Genomic DNA, 20,333 nt, shown 5'->3' on the forward strand with positions numbered 1-20,333 from the left:
GCAGCGATGTTGGGGCAGCTAGGCGATGACCTCGACGGGATCGCCGACGTTCACCTGGTTGAAGTACCACGCGGCGTTGTCCGGGCTCAGGTTGATGCATCCGTGACTGACGTTCGCATGGCCTTGCGAGTCAACCGACCACGGGGCCGAGTGCACGTAGACGCCGCTGTTCGTGATGCGGACCGCGTACGACGCGATGATGTTGTATCCCTCGGGCGAACTCAGCGGGATACCGATGGTCCGCGAGTCCATCCGCACGGTGCGCTCCTTGGACAGCGCGGTGAAGTTGCCGATCGGTGTCGGGCGGGAGGGCTTCCCCATGGATGCCGGCATCGTGCGAAGCACCTCGCCGTTTCGGCTGACGGTGAACGTGTGCTCGGACACGCTGGCAACACCGAGTAGCGCGTCACCGGTGTCGAAACCGGTCGTCAGGGCCTGCACACCCACCGAGACGTGGCTGTGTGCGGGCCAATAGCGGTTCGGAACCCACTGCACGACATTGTTGTCGACCCACTCGAAGTGTCCCGGCACGTTGCTCGGCGAGCTGACGTGGATGGTCCGCTCGGCGCCAACGCGATCGGTGACGGGCGCAGTGAACGTCACCACTACCGGGTGCGCCACGCCCACCACGGCACCATCGGCCGGCAAAACGGTCGCGACTGTGGGAATCGGTTGGGGTAGCGGGACGGCGGCCACGCCGCGGGCGGCGCTACCCAGCAGGCCCATGCCGGCGATCGCTACCATAACGAATAGATAACGAACCGTACGACGCATGGCGTCCGCCCTTCGAGATGGTGCGATCAACACAACGTTATTGTACTGACTGTCTACCCTTTACGGGTTTTAGCAAACATACACATCGCCGCCGGGTACGTGGCGATAACGACCCGATTACCCGTTGAGTTCGATCCGATCACCGGGCTGCGGACCTCCGGCAAACGATTGGGTGCACGCTTCCGAGGCCACGCTCGGCGGCGCGCCCGCAGTCCGAGACGTGCGCACGAAAGAGGGCTCCGCACACCGGCTTTCACTGGACGCAACGTCCTGACCTGCGCCCGAACGTCGATCTATGCCAGGCCATCGACGGCAGAGGTGCGAAATCTGGCCGAGATCGCCGTTGGCTGCCTACTGGCGAGGCGTTAGCCTCTGCGATAGCGGTGCGGTGAAGGCCGAGGAGGTGCCCGTGCTCTTCCGTCAGCTGGAGTACTTTGTCGCCGTCGCCCAGGAACGCCACTTCGCCCGGGCCGCCGAGAAATGCTATGTGTCGCAACCCGCGTTGTCGGCCGCGATCGCCAAGCTGGAACGCGAGCTGAACGTGACCCTGATCAACCGCGGGCACAGCTTCGAGGGCCTCACGCCCGAAGGTGAGCGACTGGTCGTGTGGGCCAAGCGGATTCTCGCCGAGCACGATGCCTTCAAGGCCGAGGTGGACGCCGTGCGGTCCGGGATCACCGGCACGCTTCGGCTGGGTACGGTTCCCACCGCCTCGACGACGGCGTCGCTGGTGCTCTCGGCGTTCTGTTCGGCACATCCGTTGGCGAAGGTGCACATCAATTCCCGGCTGTCCGCCGCCGAGCTGTACCGGCGGCTGCGCGAGTTCGAGCTGGACGCCGCCATCGTGCACTCCGCGCCCGAAGACGCTCACGACGTGGACCTGGTGCCGCTCTACCAGGAGCGCTACGTGCTGCTGTCGTCGGCGGAGATGTTGCCCTCCGGCGCATCGACACTGACGTGGCCGGACGCCGCCCAGTTGCCGCTCGCCTTGCTCACCCCCGACATGCGGGATCGCCAGATCATCGACGAAGCCTTCGCCGGCCACGGCCTCACGGTCACACCGCAAGTCGAGACCGACTCCGTCGCATCGTTATTCGCCCAAGTTGCCAGTGGCAATTGGGCGTGCATCGTCCCGCACACGTGGTTGTGGACATCGCCGCTGGCGGCGGAGATTCAGGCGGTCGAAATGGTCGACCCGGTGCTGAAGGCCGAGATCGCCTTGGCCACCAACTCCGCCGGGCCGGGATCGCCCGTCGCCCGCGCGCTCATCGCGTCCGCGCAACAACTGGCGCTTGACGAGTTTTTCGACACGCAGCTGCTCGGAATCACGCGCCGGCGCTGACCGCCGCGCTGGTCGGATTGAGGCTCGCGAGATGACCGCTTTCCACCCCCGCTGCCGGGTCGAGTTCGCAGTCGATGATCGCGGGGCCATTCGAGGCGAGCGCCTCGGTCAGCGCCGACCGCAGCTCCGGCGGCGTGGTGACGTGATATCCCTTGCCGCCGAACGCCTCTGCGATCAACTCGTGGCGGGCGCCGGCATTCAGCACGGTCGGCGCCGGGTCATTTCCCTTCGGCGCTTCGTCGCCGCGGTACACGCCGCCGTTGTTGAGGATGACGACCGTCACCGGCAGGCGATACCGGCAGATAGTCTCGACTTCCATCCCGGAGAAGCCGAAGGCGCTGTCGCCCTCGATCGCAACGACGGGCTTGCCGGTTTCGACCGCGGCGGCGATGGCGTAGCCCATGCCGATCCCCATCACGCCCCACGTTCCGGTGTCGAGCCGGTGTCGCGGCAGCTGCATGTCGATCACGTTGCGGGCCAGGTCGAGCGCGTTGGCCCCCTCGTTGACCACGTAGACGTCCGGGTTTTGCTGCAGCACAGAGCGAATCGCGCCGAGGGCGTTGTAAAACCGCATCGGGTGCGGGTCTTCGGTCAGGCGCTGGCGCATCTTCTCGTCGTTGCGCCTTTTGCGAGCGGCTAGCTCGTCGGTCCATTCCACCGGAACCGCGATCCGATGGGCGCCCAGGCCGTCGCGCAGCGCCGACATCACCGAGCCGATGTCGCCGGCCAGCGGTGCCGCGATCGGCTGGTTGCTGTCGAACTCCGATGCCGCGATGTCGACTTGGATGAACGCGGCGGACCATTGCGGCGAGTCTCCGTGGCCGAGAAGCCAGTTGAGCCGCGCCCCGACCAGCAAGACCGCGTCCGCGCGGGCGATCGCCAGCGAGCGCGCAGCCGCGGCGGACTGCGGGTGGGAGTCCGGCAACAGGCCCTTGGCCATCGACATCGGCAGGAACGGGATTCCGGTGGTTTCGACAAATTCCCGAATGGCGCTGTCCGCCTGCGCATACGCCGCGCCCTTACCGAGCACGATCAGCGGTCGCTGCGCCCGCGCGAGCATGTCGAGGGCGCGATCGACCGCCTCCGGCGCCGGCAGCTGGCGCGGCGCGGGGTCGACGACCGGCCAGATCGTGTCCGCCGCGGCGGAAGCGTCCATGGCCTGGCCCAGAATCTCGCCGGGAATGTCGAGGTAGACGCCGCCCGGGCGGCCGGAGATCGCGGTCCGGATCGCGCGCGCGACGCCGCGGCCGATGTCCTCGATACGGCCGATTCGGTACGCCGCCTTCGCGAAAGGCCTTGCGGCATTGAGCTGATCGAGGTCCTGATAGTCACCGCGCTGCAAATCCACCGCCGCGCGATCGCTCGACCCGGAGATCTGGATCATGGGAAAGCAATTCGCCGTGGCGTTGGCCAGCGCGGGCAGGCCGTTGAGGAAGCCGGGCCCCGACGTCGTGAGGCAGACACCGGGTCGCTGGGTGAGAAACCCGGCGGCGGCGGCTGCGTTGCCCGCCGAGGCCTCCTGCCGAAAGCCGATGTAGCGGATGCCCGACGCCTGGGCGGTGCGGGCGAGGTCCGTGATCGGGATGCCGACTATTCCGTAGACGGTGTCGATGTCGTTGGCCTTGAGCGCGTCCACCACGAGGTGGAAGCCGTCGGTCAAGCTCGTCGAGTGCGGCCCTTCGCCCGGAGATCCCGAAACGGTACTCATGCTGGCGGCTCCTCTGCGTCGCGAATGCGTTGTCACCACTGTGGTCCGGAGCCCGTCCGGTGTCCAAGACCAAGCCGCTATGCGGCGATTCACGCCGCTTATCGACCCCGCCGGCGCCGATTCGATAGTTCACGATTATCGATCGTCAGCGGATCGGTATTGGACGAACGCGGTGCCGGCTGGGCATGGTGCCAATATGTCCGATGAATCCACCAGCCCGCGCATCGCCGACCTGGTCGAGGGCGCCGCGTCCCGGCGCCCGGACGCGCCCGCGCTGGTTGTCACCGCCGACCGGATACCGATCAGCTACCGCGAGCTGACGCGACTGGTCGATGACCTCGCCAAGCGGTTGCAGCACGCGGGCATCACGCAGGGCGACCGGATAGCGCTGCGCGCCGCCAGCAACACCGAATTCGTCGTCGGCTTGTTGGCCGCCTCGCGGGCGGACCTGGTCGCCGTCCCGTTGGACCCGGCGTTGCCCGTCGGTGAGCAGCGCGCCCGCTGCGCGGCCGCCGGCGCCGCTGTCGTCCTCGTCGACGACCCCGACGGTCAGGGCGACAGGGACGACTCTGAGTTGCGGTGGTGGCCGATCGCGGTGACCACACACGAGGGCACCGCTGCGGTGACCCTGGACGCCGCCGCCGCGCCGAACCGCGCCGTGCCCAAGCCCGAGGGGCTCCGGGACGACGACGCGATGATCATGTTCACGGGCGGCACCACCGGTGCGCCCAAGATGGTCCCCTGGACCCGCGGCAACATCGCCGCGTCGGTACGGGCCATCGTCGCCGGCTACCGGCTCGGCCCGCGGGACGCGACCGTCGCGGTGATGCCGCTCTACCACGGCCACGGGCTGCTGGCCGCGCTGCTGTCGACCCTGGCATCGGGGGGCACGGTGCTGCTGCCCGCCCGCGGGCGGTTCTCGGCCCACACGTTCTGGGACGACATCGCGGCCGTCCGGGCCACGTGGTACACGGCGGTCCCGACGATTCACCAGATCCTGTTGGAGCGTGCCGCGACCGATCGGTCCGCCAGCAAGCGAGCCGCGTTGCGCTTCATCCGCAGCTGCAGCGCCCCGCTCACCCCGGAAACGGCGCAGGCGCTGCAAGCGCAGTTCTCGGCGCCCGTGGTGTGCGCTTTCGGCATGACCGAGGCCACCCACCAGGTGGCCACCACGGGCATCGACGACATCGAAAATCCAGCGGCGACAACGGGTCTCGTCGGCAGGTCGACCGGGCCCGAGATCCGGATCAACGGGTCCGGCGATCGCGAGGCCGTGGGGGAGGTGTGGCTGCGCGGCCCCACGGTGGTGCGTGGCTACCTCGGCGATCCGGCCATCACCGCGGCCAACTTCACCGACGGATGGCTGCGCACGGGCGATCTCGGATCGGTTTCGGCGGCGGGCGATTTGATCATTCGTGGCCGGATCAAGGAACTCATCAACCGGGGCGGTGAGAAGATCTCCCCGGAGCGCGTCGAGGGCGTACTGGCGAGCCATCCCGACGTCATGGAGGTGGCCGTGTTCGGCGTTCCCGACAAGTTGTACGGCGAGAAGGTGGCCGCGGTGATCGTGCCCCGGGAGTCGGCTTCGCCGACGCCGCAGGGGTTAGCCGACTTCTGCCGGGACCGGTTGGCGCCCTTCGAGATTCCCGCGGAGTTTCAGGAGGCGAGCGAACTGCCGCACACCGCGAAGGGCTCGCTCGACCGCCGCGCGGTCGCCGAACAGTTCGGCCCGAAGGTGTGAGCCGCCGCGACGGTTCCCCACGCGGCGCGCGCACCCGATTCGCCGACCCGGTAGCTCTGCACCAGCGTTGCCACCGCGGCGGCGATTACCAGGAGTCCCACGACGGTGTGCACACCGAGGTTCACGCTGCGGCCGTGCGCCTGGCGGATGTGCACCGCGGCCAGCACGATGACGGTGGCCACCAGCGCGCCCACGAGGTAAACCAGCGTTTCGCCGAGTTCCTGATGATTCTTGATCGCGGGAGACGGACCGAGCTTGTCGCGCAACCACGCACCCGAATTGGTCGTGATGGGCGTCAGGACGAGGGTCACCACGGCCAGCACAAGAACCAGCCAGATCAGCCGGCGCCGCGCGGCGGGCCACAGCGCGCAGAGGATCGCCAGGATCGCCGCCAGCGGAGCCAGCACGACGACGAAATGGTTGAACAGGATGTGCGCGGGAAGGCCGTCGACCGTCGACATGAAGGTCAGGCCGACGTCTTCACCCTGGCGGCCGCGGATTCCGGCATGGGCTCGTAGCGGGCAAACGACCGAGTGAACGACGCGGCCCCATGGGCCAGTGAGCGCAGGTCGATCGCATACCGCGTCAGCTCGACCTGAGGCACCTCGGCCCGCACCACGGTGCGTTCGTGACCGGCGGTCTCGGTACCCAGCACGCGGCCGCGACGACTCGACAGGTCGCCCAGCACCGCACCGACGAAGTCGTCGGGCACCAGCACCGAGATCTCGTCGATCGGCTCGAGCAGGGTCACCTTCGTCGCGGCGGCCGCCTCCCGCAGCGCCAGCGCACCCGCCGCCTGGAACGCGAAGTCCGAGGAATCCACGCTGTGGGCCTTGCCGTCGAACAGCGTCACGCGGATGTCGACCACCGGATAACCCGCGTGCACGCCCTTTTCCATCTGCGCGCGGACGCCCTTCTCCACGCTCGGGATGAAGTTGCGCGGCACCGCGCCGCCGACCACCTTGTCGACGAACTCGAACCCGGAGCCCTCGGGCAGCGGCTCCACCTCGATGTCGCACACCGCGTACTGGCCATGTCCGCCGGATTGCTTGATGTGACGGCCATGGCCTTTTGCCTTGCCGCTGAAGGTTTCCCGCAGCGGTACCCGGAGCTCCACCGTATCCACCGTCACGCCGTAACGGTTGGACAGCGCGTCGAGGACAACGCCGGCGTGCGCTTCACCCATGCACCAGAGCACGATCTGGTGTGTTTCCTGGTTCTGCTCGATGCGCAGCGCCGGGTCTTCGGCGGCCAACCGGCCCAGCCCCACCGACAGTTTGTCCTCATCGGTTTTGGCGTGCGCCTGAATCGCAACCGGCAGCAGCGGCTCGGGCATGGTCCAGGGCCTCAGCACCAGGGGTTCGGACTTGTCCGAGAGCGTGTCGCCGGTTTCGGCGCGGCTCAGCTTGCCGATCGCGCAGATGTCGCCCGCCACGACGGCGGGCGCGCTGCGCTGCTGCTTGCCCAGCGGGAACGACAGAACCCCGATGCGTTCGTCCTCGTCATGGTCGGGGTGCGAATGCCCGTTTCCGTTGGCGCCGCCGAAGAACGACGCAAAATGGCCCGACACGTGAACCGTCGCGTCGGGCCTGATGGTCCCGGAGAACACCCGGACCAGGCTGACCCGGCCGACGTAGGGGTCCGACGTCGTCTTCACCACCTCGGCCAGCAGCGGCGCATCGGCGTCACAGGCCAGCTGGGCATGCGGGGCGCCCTGCGGCGTAAACACCTCCGGTAGTGGGTGTTCCATCGGAGACGGGAATCCGCGGGTGGCGATCTCCAGCAATTCCAGGGTGCCGACGCCGGTGCCGCTGCAGACCGGGATGACCGGGAAGAACGAACCCCGGGCGACGGCCCGCTCCAGGTCCTCGATCAGGACCGACTCGTCGATCGCCTCGCCGCCGAGGTAGCGCTCCATCAGCGACTCGTCCTCGGACTCCTCGATGATTCCCTCGATCAGGGTGCCGCGCGCCTCTTCGATCCGGCCGGCGTCCGACTCGTCCGGCGATTGCGTGGTCCGCTTCCCGTTGTCGTACTTGTAGTACGTCTGCGACAACAACCCGATCAGACCGCTGCAGCTGGGCAGCCCGGTCGGCAGGTAGAGCGGTAATACCTTGTCCCCGAACGCGTTTTGCGCCGCGGCCAGCGCCTCCTGGTAGTTCGCCCGGGCGTGGTCGAGCTTGGTGATCACCACGGCGCGGGGCATGCCGACCTGGTCGCATTCCTGCCAGAGGGACTTGGTCGGCTCGTCGACGCCCTCGTTCGCCGCGATCACGAACAGCGCGCAATCCGCGGCCCGCAGCCCGGCCCGCAGCTCACCCACGAAATCGGCGTATCCGGGTGTGTCCACAAGGTTGACCTTGATGCCGTCGTGCGACAGCGACGCCACCGCCACGCCCACCGACCGCTGTTGGCGGATCTCCGCGTCGTCGTAGTCGCAGACCGTCGTGCCGTCCACCACCGAGCCCGCCCGGGTCAGCACCCCGGAGGCCACCAGCAGGGCCTCGACCAGGGTGGTCTTGCCGCCGCCCGACGGCCCCACCAGCACCACGTTGCGCACATCGCGCGGACTTTTCGCGGTGGGAGCGGCTCCCGCCCCCTGGGAAGCGTTCGCCTTTTCCGCCATGACTTTCCTCCGGTTTCGCTGGCTCGCTTGGCTCGGCCCATGGGGGTCGCTCTCGCGTAAGCAACTTTTCCCCCAACTGCCGCCCAACACAAGGCCACCGACCGGTCACAAATCGGGTTGGCGGCGCGGACCGCGCAGGACCGGCAGGCCGTGTCGGCGCCGCCCGCTCAGGCGTGCCAGCTTGCCCAGCGCCGCACGGTGACCGCAATGACCGGACCGTTCAGCGAAACGGATTGGTACTGAGGGTATTTCGCGCGCAGCAGCCGATAACCCGTGTGCATCGCCGGCCCGTCGGAATGGATCGTCGCCAGACCGTCGGCGCGGACCCACCACAGCCGCGTCCAATCGTCGGCGTAGTGGTCGACGAGCAGGCTGACCTGTGGATTGCTTTCGATGTTGGCCAACCGGCGCAGCCGTTGCGTTGTTTTCGGTTTCGCATCGACCGCGGTGTAGACGACGCCACGATCGTCTGCGGGGTCGTCGTCGAGGGCGAACACCACCGGCACCAGGTGAGGTCTGCCGTCGGGCGCGACCGTGGCCAGCCGGGCCACCGGGGATTGTGTGAACCTGACCGTCGGGTCGAATTCGCCCACGACGTCAGCTTAGAAGTCAGCTTAGGAGCTGGGCTAGGTTAGCCGCATGCGAGCGGAGACGCAGATCACCAACCTGTTGTATCGCTACGCCGAATGCATAGACAGTGGCGACCTGGCCGGGGCGGCCGAGCTGTTCGGGCACGCCCGCATCCGGGTCGCCGCCGAAGAGACCGTCGATGCGGCGCAGCTGCTGAAGATCTGGAGGTCACTGATCGTCCTGCACGCCGATGGCACGCCCCGAACCAAACACGTGACCACCAATCCGATCATCGAGGTCGACGAGGAGGCCGGCACCGCGAGTTGCCGCAGCTACTACACGGTGCTGCAGCAGACCGACGAGTCTCCGCTGCAGATAATCGTCGCCGGCCGCTACCACGACCACTTCGAACGCGTCGACGGCCGCTGGCGGTTCTCCTTCCGCGACCTGACCATGATCGACATGGTCGGCGACGTCAGCCGCCATCTCGCGCATCCCATTTCCCCGGCACGACCAGCCTGATCGCGATCAGCGATCGGCAGAGATCCCGGACTTGCCAATGCTCTGCATAGCTACCTGCACTACGGTTATACGAAGCAATGAGTGCCGCCCAGACCCGGAGCCTGGGCCGATTCTGGTTCTTACCGCGACGCAGGAGGTACGGGGATGAGCAAAGGGCACCGCCGCCCGGTCTGGTGGACATGGCTGGTCAGCGTGCTGGCTGTGGCCGGACTGAGCCTGGGCCTCACGTCGGTGCCGGCGACCGCCGCCCCCTCCGGGCCGTCCATCGCGGTCGACCGCTTCGCCGACCGGCCCCTGATACCGCTCGATCCGTCGGCGATGGTCGGTCAGGTCGGGCCGCAGGTCGTCGACATCAGCACCAAGTTCGGCTACAACAACGCCGTCGGCGCCGGAACCGGCATCGTCATCGATCCGGGCGGTGTGGTGCTGACCAACAACCACGTGATCTCGGGTGCCACCGATATCAGCGCGTTCGCCGTGGGCAACGGCCAGACGTACGGCGTCGACGTGGTCGGCTACAGCCGAAGCGCCGACGTCGCGGTCCTGCAACTGCGCGGCGGGGGTGGGCTGCCCAGCGCCGCGATCGGTGGCGGGGTCGCGGTCGGAGAGCCGGTCGTGGCGCTCGGCAATGCCGGCGGCCAGGGCGGGACGCCCAGCGCCGTGAGCGGCAAGGTCATCGCGCTCAACCAGACCGTCTCGGCGACCGACACGTTGACCGGCGCCGACGAGACGCTGGGAGGGCTGATCCAGGCCGACGCGCCGATCCGGCCCGGCGACTCAGGCGGCCCGATGGTCAACAGCAGCGGTCAGGTGATCGGCATGAACACCGCGGCCACCGACAGCTACAAGATGTCCAAAGGGCAGGGCTTCGCGATTCCGATCGGCACCGCGATGGCGGTCGCCGGACAGATCCGATCGGGCGCCGGCTCGAACACGGTGCACGTCGGCCCGACCGCCTTCCTCGGCTTGGGCGTGATGGACAACGGTGGCAACGGTGCGCGCGTCGAACGCGTGGTCAACACCGGGCCCGCGGCGGCGGCCGGGATCGCACCCGGCGACGTCATCACCGGCGTCGACAACACCGCGATCAACGGGGCCACCGCGATGACGGAAGTGCTCGTGCCCCATCACCCAGGGGACACCATCGTCGTCCACTTGCGCGGAAACGGTGGTGACCGCATCGCGAACGTGACACTGGCGGAGGGACCCCCGGCCTGACTCGCGCGCGGATATCGCCCGGCGGCTCGCTAATTCGCTTGCCGCCAGGCAACTTTCCCCGCGTGATTCCGAAACTCCCGCCTCGGGTACACGTGGCATCGTGGAATTGATGAACGACGCAAGAGACGCTGTCGAACACCATCCCGCCGGGGGCAGTCACGTCGAAGGGGGCGTCGTCGAGCATCCGAGCGCCGACGATTTCGGCGCCGCCGCCGTACTGCCCGCCGATCCGACCTGGTTCAAACATGCCGTCTTCTACGAGGTGTTGGTCCGGGCGTTCTTCGACGCCAGCGCCGACGGCTGCGGCGATTTGCGTGGACTGATCGACCGCCTGGACTATCTGCAGTGGCTCGGGATCGACTGCATCTGGCTGCCGCCGTTCTACGACTCCCCACTGCGCGACGGCGGCTATGACATCCGGGACTTCTACAAAGTGCTGCCCGAATTCGGCACCGTCGACGATTTCGTCGCGCTGCTCGACGCCGCTCACCGGCGGGGCATCCGCGTCATCACCGACCTGGTGATGAACCACACCTCGGAGTCGCACCCGTGGTTTCAGGAGTCACGCCGCGATCCCGACGGGCCGTACGGCGACTACTACGTCTGGAGCGACACCAGCGACAAGTACACCGATGCCCGCATCATCTTCGTCGACACCGAAGAGTCGAACTGGACCTTCGACCCGGTCCGCCGCCAGTTCTACTGGCACCGTTTCTTCTCCCACCAGCCGGACCTGAACTACGACAACCCCGCCGTGCAGGAAGCGATGATCGACGTCATCCGCTTCTGGCTCGACCTCGGTATCGACGGATTTCGGCTGGACGCCGTGCCCTACCTGTTCGAACGCGAGGGCACCAATTGCGAGAACCTGCCCGAGACGCACGCGTTCCTCAAGCGCGTCCGCAAGGTCGTCGACGACGAGTTTCCCGGCCGGGTGCTGCTGGCCGAGGCCAACCAATGGCCGGCAGATGTCGTGGAGTATTTCGGCGACCCCAGCACCGGCGGCGACGAATGCCACATGGCATTTCACTTCCCGCTGATGCCGCGCATCTTCATGGCCGTGCGCCGGGAATCCCGGTTTCCGATCTCGGAGATCCTGGCCCAGACGCCCGAGATCCCGGACATGGCCCAGTGGGGGATCTTCCTGCGTAACCACGACGAGCTGACGCTGGAAATGGTGACCGACGAAGAACGCGACTACATGTACTCCGAGTACGCCAAGGATCCGCGGATGAAGGCGAATGTCGGAATTCGTCGCCGCCTCGCGCCCCTGCTGGACAACGACCGAAACCAGATCGAGCTGTTCACCGCGCTGCTTTTGTCGCTGCCCGGCTCGCCCGTCCTCTACTACGGCGACGAGATCGGCATGGGCGACGTGATCTGGCTGGGGGATCGCGACGGGGTGCGCACCCCGATGCAGTGGACACCGGACCGCAACGCCGGCTTCTCCACTGCCAATCCCGGTCGCCTTTACCTGCCGCCGAGCCAGGACTCGGTGTATGGCTACCAGGCCGTGAACGTGGAGGCCCAACGCGACACGTCGACGTCGCTGCTCAACTTCACCCGCACGATGCTGGCGGTCCGCCGCCGCCACGACGCCTTTGCGATCGGCACCTTCGAGGAATTGGGCGGGTCGAACCCGTCGGTCCTGGCGTTCGTGCGCCAAGCGGGGGACGACGGCGACACCGTGCTGTGCGTCAACAACCTGTCACGGTTTCCGCAGCCCATCGAACTGAGCCTGCAGCACTGGAGTGGCTACACGCCCATCGAGCTGACCGGGCAGGTGGAGTTTCCGCGCATCGGCCACTTGCCGTACCTGCTGACACTGCCGGGACATGGCTTCTACTGGTTCCAGCTGTCGCCTTCCGAGGAGAACGCATGACTTCCCCAGTCGACCTGCCGGCCAAGCTGCCTTGGTCCGAATGGCTGCCACAGCAGCGCTGGTACGCCGGCCGCAACCGAGAACTTCTCGCCGCGGAGGCGGGCTTGGTCGTCCCGCTGCGGGAGGATCTCGATCTGGTGCTGGTCGACGCCGACTACGCCGACGGTTCCGCGGAGCGTTACCAGGTGATCGTGGGGTGGGACTTTGCGCCGCTGTCCGAGTACAGCACGGTCGCCACGATCGGCGCGGCCGATGACCGGACCGGAATCGACGCCCTCTACGACGCGGACGCACCGCAATTTCTGCTGTCATTGATCGACTCGTCGGCCGCGCGCGCCTCGTCGGGGGCCGAGCTGAGGTTCGTGAAGGAACCCGACGTCGAACTCCCGCTGGAGGCCATGCCCCACGTCTCGGATGCCGAGCAGAGCAACACCAGCGTGATCTTCGATCGGGACGCGATCTTCAAGGTTTTCCGTCGGGTCAGCAGCGGCATCAACCCCGACATCGAACTGAACCGGGTACTCGGCCGGGCCGGCAACCCGCACGTCGCCCGGCTGCTGGGTACCTACGAGATCGACGCGCCGGACGTGTTCGGCGACCAGACATGCCCACTGGGCATGGTCACCGAGTTCGCGTCCAACGCGGCCGAAGGTTGGGCGATGGCCACCGCCAGCGTGCGTGACCTGTTCGCGGAGGCCGATTTGTATGCCTACGAAGTCGGCGGCGATTTCGCGGGCGAGTCCAACCGGCTCGGCGAAGCCGTCGCATCCGTGCACGCCACCCTGGCCGAGTGTCTCGGGACGGCGCAGGTGAATTTCCCGCTGGACAACGTCTTGGCGCGGCTGTCGTCGACCGTGGCACTCGTCCCCGAACTGCGGGAGTACGCCCCGACGATCGAAGAGCGATTCGGCAAGCTCGCCGACGAGGCGATCACCGTGCAGCGGATCCACGGCGACCTGCATCTGGGACAGGTGCTGCGTACCCCGGAGAGCTGGCTGCTGATCGACTTCGAGGGTGAGCCCGGTCAGCCGTTGGACGAGCGGCGGGCACCCGATTCACCCTTGCGCGACGTGGCCGGGGTCTTGCGCTCGTTCGAGTACGCGGCCTACGGCCCGCTGGTGGACCAGGCGGACGACAAACAACTGGCCGCCCGCGCCCGCGAATGGGTCGAGCGCAACCGCACCGCGTTCTGCGACGGCTACGCCGCCGCGTCGGGCATCGACCCGAGGGATTCGGCCTTGCTGCTGGCCGCGTACGAACTCGACAAGGCGGTCTACGAGGCCGGCTACGAGGCGCGGCATCGGCCCGGGTGGCTGCCGATCCCGCTGCGGTCCATCGCGCGGCTCACGGCCGTGTAGCGCCCGCTCCGGCGCCGGCGGTCTGCAAGCATGTCCGTGTGGCGAGTGAGATTTTCGACAGTGAGGCGCGATTGTCGTGGGTGCTGGCCGGGCTGGCCGGTGTGCTGGGGGCGACGGCGTTTACCCATTCCGCAGGCTATTTCGTGACGTTCATGACCGGGAACGCCCAACGCGCCGTGTTGGGCTATTTCCGCGACGACGTGGTGCTGTCCATCACCGCCGCGCTGCTGATGCTGTGCTTCGTGGCGGGCGTGGTGGTCGCGTCTGTGTGCAGGCGGCATTTCTGGGTGGCACATCCGCACGGCCCGACGGTACTGACGACCTTCAGTCTGCTGGCCGCCACGATGGTCGACGTCATCGACGAGGGATGGAAAGACAATCCCCTTGATTTCGCGCCAATCATGCTGGTGGTCTTCGGTATTGGCGCCTTGAACACGTCGTTCGTCAAGAATGGCGAGGTGTCGGTTCCGTTGAGTTACGTGACCGGCACGTTGGTCAAGATGGGCCAGGGCATCGAACGCCACATCGCCGGGGGGAGCGCATCGGACTGGCTCGGCTACTTCCTGCTTTTCGCGAGCTTCGTCGCGGGCGCGACCGCGGGCGGGGCTATCAGCCTGATCGTCAACGGCACCTTGATGCTGGTGGTCGCCTCGGCGGTGTGCGCGCTGACCACCGGATATACCTACTTTCACCAGGATCGCCGGGCCCTGCTGGACGAGTCGGGGCAGTGAAAAAGCATCGGCAGCAGCGCTGACCGGGGCGCTGCTGCCGATGCTGACTAGGGGCGTCAGGCGGCTCTTAGGCGGAGTTGTTGCCGCTGTTGAGCACCTGAATGATGTCGGGCTTCATCGCAACCAACTGGGCGTTCCAGTAGGGCCACGAATGAGTCCCGTTGGCCGGGAAGTTGAACACGCCGTTGCGTCCACCCGCGGCCACGTAGTTGTTCTGGAAGGTTTCGTTGGTGCGCAGCGTCAGGCCCTCCAGGAACTTCGCCGGCATGTTGTCGCCACCGAGGTCGCTGGGTGTGCCGTTGCCGCAGTACATCCAGATCCGGGTGTTGTTGGCGACCAGCCGCGGAATCTGGACCATCGGGTCGTTGCGCTTCCACGCCGGGTCGGAGGACGGACCCCACATGCTGTTGGCGTTGTAACCGCCCGAGTCGGTCATCGCCAACCCGATCAGCGTCGGCCACCAGCCTTCGGAGGGGTTGACGAAGCCCGACAGCGAAGCGGCGTACGGGAACTGCTGCGGGTAGTACGCGGCCAGGATCAGCGAAGAGCCGCCCGACATCGACAGACCCACCACGGCGTTGCCGAACGGCGAAACCTGCTTGTTCGCCTGCAGCCAGGTGGGCATCTCCTGGGTCAGGAACGTCTCCCACTTGTAGGTGTAGTTCTGGCCGTTGCCCTGCGACGGCTGGTACCAGTTGCTGTAGAAGCTGGACTGGCCGCCGACGGGCATGATCACCGACAGCCCGGACTGATAGAACTCCTCGAAGGCCGGCGTGTTGATGTCCCAGCCGTTGTAGTCGTCCTGGGCCCGCAGCCCGTCGAGCAGGTAGACCGCGTGCGGCCCGCCGCCCTGGAACTGGACCTTGATGTTGCGGCCCATCGACGGCGACGGCACCTGCAGATATTCCACTGGAAGACCTGGCTTGGAGAATGCCCCCGCGATCGCCGAGCCGCCGACGACACCGACCAGACCGCTCAACAGGGCGGCCCCGATGGCCGCGACAGCCAGCCGGCGCGGCATGGTTGCCGCTGCGCCACGCAATTTCTCAACGAACTTCATAGCTCCTACCCATCCTTCATCTGCCGCGAGCAGCGGTCGAATCCGTTCTCGGGGAGTGAAACACAGTGACAGCGCGCAAATCGGCTGTCACGGCCGGAGTTTGAAGTCGCGGTTAGGCAACGATTGGGCGTCGGCCCGAAATCGTCACGCTCCGATCACAATTGGCTATCGGAAGCGCCCCGCCGCCTTCACATGAGAGGGCGACTGCGCTATCGCATTCCGCTACGCAACGAGGCGGCGCGACAGTGTCGAGGCCGTCGCGATTCCGATGACCGCGGCCACCACCAACACGACGATGTCCAACGGGTTCAGTGTGGTGCCGATCAAGAAGGCCCGCAGGGCGTCGACCTCGTAGCTCAACGGGTTGACCACGCTCAGCGCGTGCAACCACCCCGGCATCACGTCGACCGGGTACAGCGCATTGGAGGCGAAGAACAAGGGCATCGTGATGGCTTGCCCGATGCCCATCAGCCGATCGCGACTGCGAACCAGCCCGGCCAGCGTCATCGACAGGCAGGCGAAGAACGCGGCACCGAGCATGACGGTCGCCATCGCCGCCAGCACCCGCAGCGGATTCATGGTGAGCCCGATGCCCATCACATACGCCAGCGCCAGCACGCCGACGACCTGTGCGACCGATCGCACCCCGGCCGCGAAGGCCTTTCCGGTGATGAGCGCCGTCGCGGGCGACGGTGTCACCATGAGTTTGGCGAGCACCCCGGCGTCGCGGTCCCAGATGATCTGGATGCCGTAGAAGATCGAGATGAACAGCGCCGACTGGGCGATGATGCCGGGCGCGAGGAAGGCCAGATAGGACACCGACCCGGTGTTGATGACGTGCAACTTGCTGAACGTGGTCCCGAAGATCAGCAGCCACAGCGCCGGTTGGATCATGCGGGTGAGAAGTTCCGTCCGGTCGTGCTGCAGCTTCTGCATTTCCACGATGGCGAATGCCCCGATGCGGCCCGCTGTCGCGCGGACTCGTTGCCATCCGCGCGGCGCGCGAATTACGACCGCCGGGGCCGTGTAGGCATGGTCAACTGGCACGGCTGGCAACCCTTCTGCTGGACCGGATTTCGCGGAAATCGGACGGGGCCTGCGTGAGATCGGAGGCGGCGTAGTGCCGGAACACGTCCTCGAGCGTCGCGCCGGGCGACACCTTGGATACCCGGGCCTTCAAGTCGGCGGGCGTACCCACCGCGCGCAACACGCCGCGATGCATCAGCGCGACGCGATCGCACAACGCGTCGGCCTCTTCCATGTAATGGGTGGTGAGCAATACGGTCGTGCCGAACCGCGCCTGCATGTTCTGCACTTGGGTCCACACGCCGTCACGGGCGATGGGGTCCAGCCCGACCGTCGGCTCGTCGAGCACCAGCAGTGACGGGCGGTTGACCAGGGCCTGGGCCACCTCCAACCGGCGCACCATGCCGCCCGAGTAGGTCCCCGCCAGCCGGTCGGCCACGTCGAGCAGCTCCATGGCGGCCAGCGCCTGTTCGACGCGCTCGGCGCGATCGGCGCGGGACACCCCGTACAGCCGGGCGAACCACTCCACGTTCTGGCGACCCGTTAAGGCCGGCTCGATCGAAAGCTGTTGTGGCACATAGCCGATATTGCTCCGGATATCTGTGGTCTGGCGGCGGGAGTCCAGCCCAAAGACGCGCAGCTCGCCCTGCTGGATGGGGGTTAGCGTGGTGAGCATTCGGACCAGGGTGGTCTTTCCTGCGCCGTTGGGGCCCAGCAGGCCCATCGTCTCGCCGGGGCGTACTTGCAATGTCAGGTCGTCGACCGCGGTGAACTGGCCATAGCGGTAGGTCAGGTGCCGGCAGTCGATCGCCATCGGCAGGCTCATGAGCGTCGCTCCTGCAGTAGTCGGGTCATGGTGTCCAGGACCTCCAATCCCTTTGTCAGAGATTCGATTTGGTCCTCGTCCAGTTCGCCGAGCACCTCGGACATCAGCGCTCGCCGCGCGGCGCGTGATGCGTCGACGACCTGCTGGGTGGGCTCGGCGAGCCGTAGCTGGCAGGCGCGCCGGTCGGTCTCGTCCACGGTCCGGATCAGCCACCCGTTGGCCACCAGCTTGGAGACCAGGGTTGAGGCGGTGTTGGGCACCAGCCCTAGTTCCGCGGCGGCGCGGCGCACCGAGATCCCCGGTCGCCGCCCGACGAGCCACAACAGCTCGGACTGCGACTCGGTGAGCCGCCCGGAATCCAGGCCGCGACCGGCCGATCGGCGGAGCTGCCGGCGCAGTCTTCCGACCACGCCGAACACCTCGGTGACCAAGTCGGTGCGCGTCTGCATAAGGTCCATAATAGCTCTGTTTCCGAGCTAAATATGTGTGCGAGCTGTGCGGGGGTTAGACATCAGCTACTTTTCGGGAGCTACTTTTCGAGGCGATGGAGATCGACGCCGGTGAGCACCCCATTGTCGACGCTCGCGGTCATGTAAGTGCAGAACGGTTGCCGTCGCCGATCGGTGGGAGAACCGGGATTGAGCAGCCGCAACCCCGTTTGTGTGGTCGTATCCCACGGGATGTGACTGTGCCCGAACACCAGCACGTCGCTGTCGGGATAGAGCCGCGACATGCGGGCCTCACGTCCCGCCGCGGCGCCCGTCTCATGAACCACGGTGAGGTGCAGGCCCTCCAGCTTCGCGTCGGCCCGTTCGGGCAACCGCGCGCGCAGCGCGGGCCCGTCGTTGTTGCCCCAGCACGCCACCAGCCGGGCGGCCCTGGCTTCGAGCTCGTCGAGCAGCTCGGGCACGACCCAGTCGCCCGCGTGCACGACCACATCCGCGTCGGCGACCTCGTCCCACACCCGCGCGGGCAGGTCGCGAGCCCGGCGCGGGACGTGGGTATCGGCGATCAGCAGCAGCCTCACGAGTTCTATGCTTACCCGCGAGCAGAGGAGAACACCGAATGCGCACCTTCGAGTCAGTCGCCGACCTCGCCGCCGCGGCGGGCGAGACCATCGGGCCGAGCGACTGGGTGACCATCACCCAGAAAGACGTCAATCTGTTTGCGGACGCGACCGGCGATCACCAATGGATCCACGTCGACCCGGAGAAAGCGGCCGCCGGTCCGTTCGGCGGCACCATCGCCCACGGCTTCATGACCCTGTCGTTGTTGCCGCGCCTGCAGCACCAGATGTACACGGTCAACGGCATCAAGCTCGCGATCAACTACGGCCTCAACAAGGTTCGCTTCCCCGCGCCGGTACCGGTCGGCTCCCGAGTGCGGGCGGAGAGCTCACTGGTCAGCGTCGACGACCTCGGCAACGGTGCTGTGCAGGCGATCGTGTCGACCACCGTCGAGATCGACGGATCGCCGAAGCCGGCGTGCGTGGCCGAAAGTATCGTCCGCTACATCTCCTGACGCAGCTGCGCCGTCGCCGAGATTGCCGCCATGGCTGTGGTCGGCGGCCGAATCACGACCCTCACGGCAATCTCGCCGCGCGCGCCGTCAGAACTCGGCGATCGAGTGTTCCAGGCGCTCGGCCAGCCGGGCCTGGGCCTCCGCGCGCCGGGTGGGGATGTGCTGCGACGGGAAAGGCGTTGTCACGGGCTGATATTCGCGCAACGTCCGGCGGGCGACCGTCATCTTGTGCAATTCGGTGGCGCCGTCGGCGATGCCCAGTGATTCGGCGGCCACCAACATCTTGACGAACGGCATCTCGTCGGAGACGCCGAGCGCGCCGTGCAGGTGGAGCGCGCGCTGCGCGACATCGTGGAGCACCTGGGGCATGGCGACCTTCACCGCGGCGATGTCGCGGCGCACCTTCTGATAGTCGTGATGCTTGTCGATCAACCACGCGGTGCGCAGCACCAGCAGCCGGAACTGCTCGATCTGAATCCAGCTGTCGGCGATCTTTTCCTGCGTCATCTGGAAGTCGGACAGATGGCCATTCCTGGTCTTGCGTGACACCGCACGCTCGCACATCATATCAAAAGCCTTGCGCGCCAACGCGATTGTACGCATCGCATGGTGGATGCGGCCGCCGCCGAGGCGGGTCTGCGCGATCATGAAGGCCGATCCCTCGCCGCCCAGCACATGATCGGCCGGTACCCGGACCTCGTTGTAACGGACGTAGCCATGCGAGCCGTGCTTCGACTCGCCTCCCACCCCGACGTTGCGGATGATCTCGATGCCCGGCGTCTCGCCCGGAACGATGAACAGCGACATCTTGTCGTAGGTGCGCGCGTCGGGCTTGGTGACGGCCATGACGATGAAGAACGACGCATGCTTGGCGTTGGAGGAGAACCACTTCTCGCCGTTGATCACCCAGTCGTCACCGTCGCGGGTTGCGCTCGTCACGAACATCCCGGGATCGGAGCCGCCCTGCGGCTCGGTCATCGAGTAGCAGGAGGAGATCTCGCCATCGAGCAGTGGCTGCAAGTAGCGCGCCTTCTGCTCGTCGGTGCCGAACAGCGCGAGGATCTCGGCGTTGCCTGAGTCGGGTGCCTGGCAGCCGAACACAGACGGGGCCCAACGGGAGCGCCCGAGGATTTCGTTGAGCAGCGCGAGCTTGACCTGGCCGAAGCCCTGACCGCCGAGCTCGGGCCCCAGATGCGCGGCCCACAGACCTTGCTCCTTTACCTGCTGCTGTAGCGGCCGCAGGATGGCCATCATCTCGGCGTTCTGTTTGTCGTAAGGATCAAGGGCGACCAGATCGAGCGGTTCCAGCTCGTCGACCATGAATTTCTCGACCCAGTCCAGCTTCGCCTGGTATTCGGGGTCCGTTTCGAAGTCCCACACCGTGGCCAACCGTTCCCCGGCGCAGCGTCGCGCCGGCCTCGTTGATGG

The 20,333-nt window shown here is 66.9% G+C and carries 19 protein-coding genes; 8 read left to right on the forward strand and 11 right to left on the reverse strand.

Going from position 1 to position 20,333, the window contains the following annotated elements; all coding sequences use genetic code 11:
* Window positions 1–18: 18 nt before the first annotated feature.
* Window positions 19–774: a L,D-transpeptidase family protein gene (locus A5747_RS00605; RefSeq protein ID WP_076121422.1), complete on the reverse strand. Its 756-nt coding sequence runs from the start codon at window positions 772–774 to the stop codon at window positions 19–21.
* Window positions 775–1,183: 409 nt separating this feature from the next.
* On the opposite strand from A5747_RS00605, the gene A5747_RS00610 reads away from it, so the two are divergent.
* Window positions 1,184–2,116: a LysR family transcriptional regulator gene (locus tag A5747_RS00610; RefSeq protein WP_076121625.1), complete on the forward strand. Its 933-nt coding sequence runs from the start codon at window positions 1,184–1,186 to the stop codon at window positions 2,114–2,116.
* On the opposite strand, the gene oxc is transcribed toward A5747_RS00610, so the two are convergent.
* A complete protein-coding gene (gene oxc / locus A5747_RS00615) occupies window positions 2,100–3,824 on the reverse strand; it encodes an oxalyl-CoA decarboxylase (protein ID WP_076121425.1) in 1,725 nt (574 codons plus the stop codon). The two genes, A5747_RS00610 and oxc, sit on opposite strands and share 17 nt — an antisense overlap.
* A 196-nt stretch (window positions 3,825–4,020) precedes the next feature.
* On the opposite strand from oxc, the gene A5747_RS00620 reads away from it, so the two are divergent.
* The gene (locus A5747_RS00620) at window positions 4,021–5,565 is read left to right on the forward strand and encodes a FadD7 family fatty acid--CoA ligase (protein ID WP_076121427.1); all 1,545 of its coding nucleotides are present in this window, start codon (window positions 4,021–4,023) and stop codon (window positions 5,563–5,565) included.
* On the opposite strand, the gene A5747_RS00625 is transcribed toward A5747_RS00620, so the two are convergent.
* The 3 genes from A5747_RS00625 to A5747_RS00635 all read right to left on the reverse strand — a co-directional run bounded on the left by A5747_RS00625 (window position 5,481) and on the right by A5747_RS00635 (window position 8,784).
* A complete protein-coding gene (locus A5747_RS00625; RefSeq protein WP_076121430.1) occupies window positions 5,481–6,026 on the reverse strand; it encodes a DUF2231 domain-containing protein in 546 nt (181 codons plus the stop codon). The two genes, A5747_RS00620 and A5747_RS00625, sit on opposite strands and share 85 nt — an antisense overlap.
* Window positions 6,027–6,031: 5 nt before the next feature.
* Complete coding sequence (locus tag A5747_RS00630) at window positions 6,032–8,191, reverse strand: elongation factor G-like protein EF-G2 (RefSeq protein WP_076121432.1); 2,160 nt, start codon at window positions 8,189–8,191, stop codon at window positions 6,032–6,034.
* Window positions 8,192–8,358: 167 nt separating this feature from the next.
* Entirely contained in the window at window positions 8,359–8,784 is a 426-nt protein-coding gene (locus tag A5747_RS00635; RefSeq protein ID WP_076121434.1) for a TIGR03668 family PPOX class F420-dependent oxidoreductase, read from the reverse strand.
* Between the two features lie 46 nt (window positions 8,785–8,830).
* Between A5747_RS00635 and A5747_RS00640 the strand changes: the two genes are divergently transcribed.
* From A5747_RS00640 to A5747_RS00660, 5 genes are all read left to right on the forward strand, one after another.
* Entirely contained in the window at window positions 8,831–9,283 is a 453-nt protein-coding gene (locus A5747_RS00640) for a nuclear transport factor 2 family protein (RefSeq protein WP_076121436.1), read from the forward strand.
* Window positions 9,284–9,427: 144 nt separating this feature from the next.
* Window positions 9,428–10,501 carry a S1C family serine protease gene (locus A5747_RS00645; protein WP_076121438.1) on the forward strand — a complete coding sequence of 358 codons (1,074 nt, stop codon included), beginning with the start codon at window positions 9,428–9,430 and terminating at the stop codon, window positions 10,499–10,501.
* Window positions 10,502–10,610: 109 nt separating this feature from the next.
* On the forward strand, window positions 10,611–12,383 hold the full coding sequence (gene treS / locus A5747_RS00650; protein WP_076121627.1) for a maltose alpha-D-glucosyltransferase: 1,773 nt from the start codon (window positions 10,611–10,613) through the stop codon (window positions 12,381–12,383).
* Entirely contained in the window at window positions 12,380–13,741 is a 1,362-nt protein-coding gene (locus tag A5747_RS00655) for a maltokinase (RefSeq protein WP_076121440.1), read from the forward strand. The genes treS and A5747_RS00655 overlap by 4 nt, the downstream gene beginning before the upstream one ends.
* Before the next feature lie 38 nt (window positions 13,742–13,779).
* Window positions 13,780–14,472 (forward strand): YoaK family protein, encoded by a 693-nt coding sequence (locus tag A5747_RS00660; RefSeq protein ID WP_076121629.1) that lies wholly within the window; start codon window positions 13,780–13,782, stop codon window positions 14,470–14,472.
* Window positions 14,473–14,539: 67 nt separating this feature from the next.
* On the opposite strand, the gene ag85C is transcribed toward A5747_RS00660, so the two are convergent.
* The 5 genes from ag85C to A5747_RS00685 form a co-directional block, all read right to left on the reverse strand.
* Window positions 14,540–15,532 (reverse strand): diacylglycerol acyltransferase/mycolyltransferase Ag85C, encoded by a 993-nt coding sequence (gene ag85C, locus A5747_RS00665; protein ID WP_076121441.1) that lies wholly within the window; start codon window positions 15,530–15,532, stop codon window positions 14,540–14,542.
* 222 nt (window positions 15,533–15,754) lie between these two features.
* Window positions 15,755–16,579 (reverse strand): ABC transporter permease, encoded by an 825-nt coding sequence (locus A5747_RS00670; protein WP_076121443.1) that lies wholly within the window; start codon window positions 16,577–16,579, stop codon window positions 15,755–15,757.
* Window positions 16,569–17,384 (reverse strand): ATP-binding cassette domain-containing protein, encoded by an 816-nt coding sequence (locus tag A5747_RS00675; protein ID WP_076121445.1) that lies wholly within the window; start codon window positions 17,382–17,384, stop codon window positions 16,569–16,571. Before A5747_RS00675 ends, A5747_RS00670 begins: the two co-directional genes overlap by 11 nt.
* On the reverse strand, window positions 17,381–17,842 hold the full coding sequence (locus A5747_RS00680; protein ID WP_076121447.1) for a MarR family winged helix-turn-helix transcriptional regulator: 462 nt from the start codon (window positions 17,840–17,842) through the stop codon (window positions 17,381–17,383). Before A5747_RS00680 ends, A5747_RS00675 begins: the two co-directional genes overlap by 4 nt.
* Window positions 17,843–17,913: 71 nt before the next feature.
* Entirely contained in the window at window positions 17,914–18,411 is a 498-nt protein-coding gene (locus tag A5747_RS00685; RefSeq protein ID WP_076121449.1) for a metallophosphoesterase, read from the reverse strand.
* 38 nt (window positions 18,412–18,449) lie between these two features.
* Between A5747_RS00685 and A5747_RS00690 the strand changes: the two genes are divergently transcribed.
* Complete coding sequence (locus A5747_RS00690) at window positions 18,450–18,905, forward strand: MaoC family dehydratase (protein WP_076121451.1); 456 nt, start codon at window positions 18,450–18,452, stop codon at window positions 18,903–18,905.
* Window positions 18,906–18,992: 87 nt separating this feature from the next.
* On the opposite strand, the gene A5747_RS00695 is transcribed toward A5747_RS00690, so the two are convergent.
* Complete coding sequence (locus A5747_RS00695; RefSeq protein WP_198938102.1) at window positions 18,993–20,285, reverse strand: acyl-CoA dehydrogenase family protein; 1,293 nt, start codon at window positions 20,283–20,285, stop codon at window positions 18,993–18,995.
* Window positions 20,286–20,333: the final 48 nt, after the last annotated feature.

The sequence above is a fragment of the Mycobacterium sp. IS-836 genome, from assembly GCF_001954275.1.
Classification (GTDB): domain Bacteria; phylum Actinomycetota; class Actinomycetes; order Mycobacteriales; family Mycobacteriaceae; genus Mycobacterium.

Bases quoted from the DNA above. Each gene is read 5' to 3' on its own strand.
- A5747_RS00605 (WP_076121422.1), bottom strand. From the start codon at position 774: ATGCGTCGTACGGTTCGTTATCTATTCGTTATGGTAGCGATCGCCGGC.
- oxc (WP_076121425.1), bottom strand. From the start codon at position 3,824: ATGAGTACCGTTTCGGGATCTCCGGGCGAAGGGCCGCACTCGACGAGC.
- A5747_RS00620 (WP_076121427.1), top strand. From the start codon at position 4,021: ATGTCCGATGAATCCACCAGCCCGCGCATCGCCGACCTGGTCGAGGGC.
- A5747_RS00625 (WP_076121430.1), bottom strand. From the start codon at position 6,026: ATGTCGACGGTCGACGGCCTTCCCGCGCACATCCTGTTCAACCATTTC.
- A5747_RS00630 (WP_076121432.1), bottom strand. From the start codon at position 8,191: ATGGCGGAAAAGGCGAACGCTTCCCAGGGGGCGGGAGCCGCTCCCACC.
- A5747_RS00640 (WP_076121436.1), top strand. From the start codon at position 8,831: ATGCGAGCGGAGACGCAGATCACCAACCTGTTGTATCGCTACGCCGAA.
- A5747_RS00645 (WP_076121438.1), top strand. From the start codon at position 9,428: ATGAGCAAAGGGCACCGCCGCCCGGTCTGGTGGACATGGCTGGTCAGC.
- treS (WP_076121627.1), top strand. From the start codon at position 10,611: ATGAACGACGCAAGAGACGCTGTCGAACACCATCCCGCCGGGGGCAGT.
- A5747_RS00655 (WP_076121440.1), top strand. From the start codon at position 12,380: ATGACTTCCCCAGTCGACCTGCCGGCCAAGCTGCCTTGGTCCGAATGG.
- ag85C (WP_076121441.1), bottom strand. From the start codon at position 15,532: ATGAAGTTCGTTGAGAAATTGCGTGGCGCAGCGGCAACCATGCCGCGC.
- A5747_RS00675 (WP_076121445.1), bottom strand. From the start codon at position 17,384: ATGAGCCTGCCGATGGCGATCGACTGCCGGCACCTGACCTACCGCTAT.
- A5747_RS00680 (WP_076121447.1), bottom strand. From the start codon at position 17,842: ATGGACCTTATGCAGACGCGCACCGACTTGGTCACCGAGGTGTTCGGC.
- A5747_RS00690 (WP_076121451.1), top strand. From the start codon at position 18,450: ATGCGCACCTTCGAGTCAGTCGCCGACCTCGCCGCCGCGGCGGGCGAG.